Annotated in this window: 10 protein-coding genes; 7 read left to right on the top strand and 3 right to left on the bottom strand. The window is 66.1% G+C overall.

Going from position 1 to position 3,705, the window contains the following annotated elements:
• From IT306_29495 to IT306_29480, 4 genes are all read left to right on the top strand, one after another.
• Positions 1 to 155: hypothetical protein (locus tag IT306_29495; GenBank protein MCC7372585.1), on the top strand; the 155-nt coding region annotated here is incomplete at its 5' end.
• A 2-nt stretch (positions 156 to 157) separates the two neighbouring features.
• Positions 158 to 343 (top strand): hypothetical protein, encoded by a 186-nt coding sequence (locus IT306_29490; protein ID MCC7372584.1) that lies wholly within the window; start codon positions 158 to 160, stop codon positions 341 to 343.
• Positions 340 to 1,449, top strand: coding sequence for a transglycosylase SLT domain-containing protein (locus IT306_29485; GenBank protein MCC7372583.1), 1,110 nt, complete (start codon positions 340 to 342; stop codon positions 1,447 to 1,449). The genes IT306_29490 and IT306_29485 overlap by 4 nt, the downstream gene beginning before the upstream one ends.
• Positions 1,446 to 1,808, top strand: coding sequence for a thermonuclease family protein (locus IT306_29480; protein MCC7372582.1), 363 nt, complete (start codon positions 1,446 to 1,448; stop codon positions 1,806 to 1,808). Before IT306_29485 ends, IT306_29480 begins: the two co-directional genes overlap by 4 nt.
• 74 nt (positions 1,809 to 1,882) lie before the next feature.
• Here the strand turns inward: IT306_29480 and IT306_29475 are convergent, their stop codons facing one another.
• The 3 genes from IT306_29475 to IT306_29465 are packed head-to-tail and all read right to left on the bottom strand — an operon-like array spanning position 1,883 to position 2,617.
• Positions 1,883 to 2,062: a hypothetical protein gene (locus IT306_29475; protein MCC7372581.1), complete on the bottom strand. Its 180-nt coding sequence runs from the start codon at positions 2,060 to 2,062 to the stop codon at positions 1,883 to 1,885.
• Positions 2,059 to 2,265 (bottom strand): hypothetical protein, encoded by a 207-nt coding sequence (locus tag IT306_29470; GenBank protein ID MCC7372580.1) that lies wholly within the window; start codon positions 2,263 to 2,265, stop codon positions 2,059 to 2,061. Before IT306_29470 ends, IT306_29475 begins: the two co-directional genes overlap by 4 nt.
• 52 nt (positions 2,266 to 2,317) lie before the next feature.
• Positions 2,318 to 2,617: a hypothetical protein gene (locus IT306_29465; protein ID MCC7372579.1), complete on the bottom strand. Its 300-nt coding sequence runs from the start codon at positions 2,615 to 2,617 to the stop codon at positions 2,318 to 2,320.
• Positions 2,618 to 2,872: 255 nt separating this feature from the next.
• On the opposite strand from IT306_29465, the gene IT306_29460 reads away from it, so the two are divergent.
• From IT306_29460 to IT306_29450, 3 genes are all read left to right on the top strand, one after another.
• Complete coding sequence (locus IT306_29460; GenBank protein ID MCC7372578.1) at positions 2,873 to 3,133, top strand: hypothetical protein; 261 nt, start codon at positions 2,873 to 2,875, stop codon at positions 3,131 to 3,133.
• Positions 3,127 to 3,372 (top strand): helix-turn-helix domain-containing protein, encoded by a 246-nt coding sequence (locus IT306_29455; protein MCC7372577.1) that lies wholly within the window; start codon positions 3,127 to 3,129, stop codon positions 3,370 to 3,372. Before IT306_29460 ends, IT306_29455 begins: the two co-directional genes overlap by 7 nt.
• 35 nt (positions 3,373 to 3,407) lie before the next feature.
• On the top strand, positions 3,408 to 3,705 hold a 298-nt coding region (locus IT306_29450; protein ID MCC7372576.1), incomplete at its 3' end, for a hypothetical protein.

The following is a 3,705-nucleotide window of genomic DNA, read 5'->3' as shown; positions in this document are numbered from 1 at the left end:
TGGCGCTCGGCATCGGCGCCCTGTGCGTGGAGGTTGGGCGCGGAACGGTGCCGATCCCGCAGGAGTACGCATGGCTGGTGCCGGTGATCCTGCCGATGCTCGTGGCCGTGTCTGCCAAGCTCCGCCAATTGGGCGAAGACGGCGCGGAGGACTGACCATGCCGGCCATCGGCAAGTACGACACGGCGCTACACCAATTCAGGGAGGAGCAGAAAGTCGTCAGGCTGCCATACGCCAATTTCCTGCGCTGGCTGGCCGAGCAGGGGCGCCTGGAGCACCCGGCCTACGGGCCGCCCTCTGGGCACGTCGCGGCGCTGGTGGCCGATGTGGAGCGGCGTAAATGAGCGATGCGCTCCGAGCCTACGCCGACGAACGGGCACGCCACTACGGCGTGCCCGTCTCGCTGTTTGTCAAGCAGATTCAGCAGGAGTCGGGGTTTCGGCCTGATGCCTTCAACGCATCGAGCGGCGCCACCGGGATAGCGCAGATCATCCCTCGGTGGCATCCCGGGGTGGACGCCACCGATCCCTACGCCAGCCTCGACTACGCGGCTAAGTGGATGGCCGACCTTCGCAGGATTTACGGCTCCTGGGCAAAGGCGCTAGCCAGTTACAACTGGGGGCCGGCCAACGTCGCGAAGTGGGACGGGCGCCGCGAGACGACGAACGCCGAGACGCGCCACTACCTTGACGTAATCCTCGGCGAGGGCTGGCCTGAGCCGAACAGTAATAATATTACTCATGCCGCCGAAGAGCCGATTTCGGCCCTGATTATTACTGAGGACGGGGTGCGGCTGCGCTCCGGCCCAGGTACGGACAGCCGCATCCTGGCGACGCTCAAGGCTGGCACCGAGGCCGTGCCGCTCACTGACCATGCGTGGCGCCAGGTCAACGTCGGCGGGCAAGCGGGCTGGGTCGCGGCTGATTACTTAACATCTGGGGCAGATTCGACCGAAAACTTGAACACGGCCTCACGGTCAAGTTTTGACCCCGAGACGCCGACGTACTACCAGCGGCAGGACTGGACCTGCTCGATAGCCTCGGTGATCTGGATGCTCCGATCTATCGGCATCGACGTGACTCCCGAGGAAGCGCAGGACGCCATGAGCCCGCGCTACGTCAATCCGACGCTCGGGTTGCTGGACGGGTCAGGCGCGGGGATCGTGGAAGTGCTGCGAGAGCACTGGGGCGTCAAGGCGCACACGCTCGACCGACCGGGCGGGCCGACGTTTGACGACGTACTGGCCGTGGCCGGTAAAGCCCCGGTTGCCATCGGTGGCCGCAACTGGGGCGGCCCGCATCTGGGCCACTGGTCGGCAGTGCGTGGGCGTTACGAGGACACGCTGATTTTGGCTAACCCCGCTCGTGGGGACCGATTCGGACAGACGACGCTGACGCGGCAGGACTGGCAGCGGCTCGGAGGATTCAGCGCCGTGGTGGTGGACCTGTGAGCGCACCAGACATCTGGGCCTACCGTGCGCGCTGTGAGCGCGTCATCGACGGCGACACGCTGGACGTGACGATAGACCAGGGGCTCCACACCCACCGCACAGAGCGGGTGAGACTGCTAGGCGTCAACACGCCAGAACTCAAGGGCGCCACGCGACCGGCCGGGCTGGCGGCCGCAGGCTACGTGACGTCGTGGCTCGGACTGGTGCCTGCCGATCAAGAGTGGCCGCTGATCGTGCAAACGGCACGCGGCGACGCCTTCGGCCGCTGGCTGGCGCGAGTGTGGCGACGGTCTGACGGCAGGGAACTGAACGCCGACCTGCTGGCCGCTGGACACGCCGTGGTCTTCATGGCAGACTGACCGCAGCAGACAGGCGCAAGAGCCCCGTCGTTGACCGACTTACCCACGGTCAACGGCGGGGCTCTTCTGTGTGTTCAGGCGCTCTGCCGTTTGCGCTGCCGATAGAGCTTCTGGCGGCACGACGGGCTGCACGTTCGCGCCTGCTGCGTGTCCCTGACCCACGCTTCGTACTCGTGGCCGCAGACCTCGCAGACGAACGTGGCGCGGGGGCGCAGCGCGGCGAGTTGCCGCGCGGCTTCGGATGTGGTGGTCATTCGATGCCTGCCCAGTCAATTTCAGCGTCGCTACGACGGTCGGCCCAGTCCTCGGGAGTGTTGACGACGAATTGCACGCCAGTCCGCGTGTCGGTTACGGCGAGCGACCACGCGCCAGTATCGCGATGGATGTAACTGTTGACACGCATACCGTCGATACCCGTGATGTCCTTCGCGATGGCCTTAGCGGTCTTGTGCGTCATCTCGGTGTCCTCCTGAACGGGGGCCGTGTGGCCCCCTGCTGCTGCGCGGTGGTTAGCGGCGCGTCTCCTGACAGATGCCGTCCTGGTGGTCGCAGCCGAAGTGCGGCTCTATCGTTACCGGGCAGGGAGTCGGGGACTTCGATACGCAGGCCCAGTGCTTGTAGCCGGCCGGCGCGTCCAGGTGGCAGTTGACGCGGATCTTCTTCGCGGACGCGGCCTCGAAGTTCTCGTACACGTCGGCGTCGCCGTAGTCCTCGGAGTTCGCAGCCGGCGGGTCCACGCACTCGGAAACGTACAGGTGCCCGTCCGCGCTCTCAGTCAGGTACACGTGCTCGGTCGTCGTCGCTGCCATCGTCCTGTCCTCCTGCTCCGTGGGCCGTTCGCCCCTCACATCCAAATAATACACTATCGACTGTGTAACGTCAATAGGGTGGGCGGGCAATTCCGGACCAATTTCGGCAACTCGTCAGCCGCCCGGCCGTACAGCCAAATCTACAGCCAATGCCCCCCTCGCGTGGGCAGCAATCCACGAAATTGGTGTCGTGCGAAAGCCTCTAGACTGTTGACACATGTCCACATTAGCCGTATGATCACTTCGGAGGCCATTGTGGACATCAGCCCACTCGTCGGACGACTGATCGAAGTGCAGACGCAGCGCGGCCAGAGTGACCGCCAGTTCGCCGCCGCCTTGGGGGTTGACTGGTCGTACTGGTCCTACGTTCGGAAGGGCAAGCGGGCCGCCGGCCGAAAGCTGATCGAAGGAGCGTGCCGAGCATTCCCCGAGGTGCGGGTGCTTGTTGGGCAGGAGTGTGGAATTCCCCATGATGCTGTGGGTATCACCCCACTCATTGAGGCGGCGGCATCGTGACCGAGCAGCAGCCGGCCGAGTGGCTGTCAGTGGACGAGTTTGCGGCGTTGCTGCGGCTGCCGCGCTCGTCGGTCTACGAGGCGATCAGCGGCGGGCGCCTGGAGCATCGCCGCGTGGGCCGCAGCATCCGCATCCACCGAGACGCCGGCTTCGTCCAGGCGTCGCCCACGACGCGTCCCGCGCAGCGGCGGCGGGCGCTGGTGATCGTGCGCCGCACCACAAACAAGCGCGCCGTCTGAGCTGCGAACTCAGACGGCGCATAGCAGGAGCGACTGTGACCGCTACCAAGACCCAGGATACCACACCGCCCGCCGTTTCGCAGCCCGTTCAGCGGCTGCTCACGGCCATCGAGGGCGAGGCGTTCGACGCCAGCGCTGAGCTGGTCTACGCGCGGGAGCACCACGACGAGTACGCCCGCCTGGACCCGCACCACGACAGCCTCTTGGACTCGCTGATCCGCGCCGGCCTGGCGGGGGACGTTCGGCAGGTCCGCGCGCTGGCTCCGCAGGTCATCGCCGCCAATCGCGAGCTTGACCAGATCGTCGAGGCCGCGCGGGTGCGCGTGCCGGTTG

The organism is Chloroflexota bacterium, from assembly GCA_020850535.1.
In the GTDB taxonomy this organism is placed as follows: Bacteria; Chloroflexota; UBA6077; order UBA6077; family JACCZL01; genus JADZEM01.
This window is presented reverse-complemented; position numbering and strand designations above follow the sequence as displayed.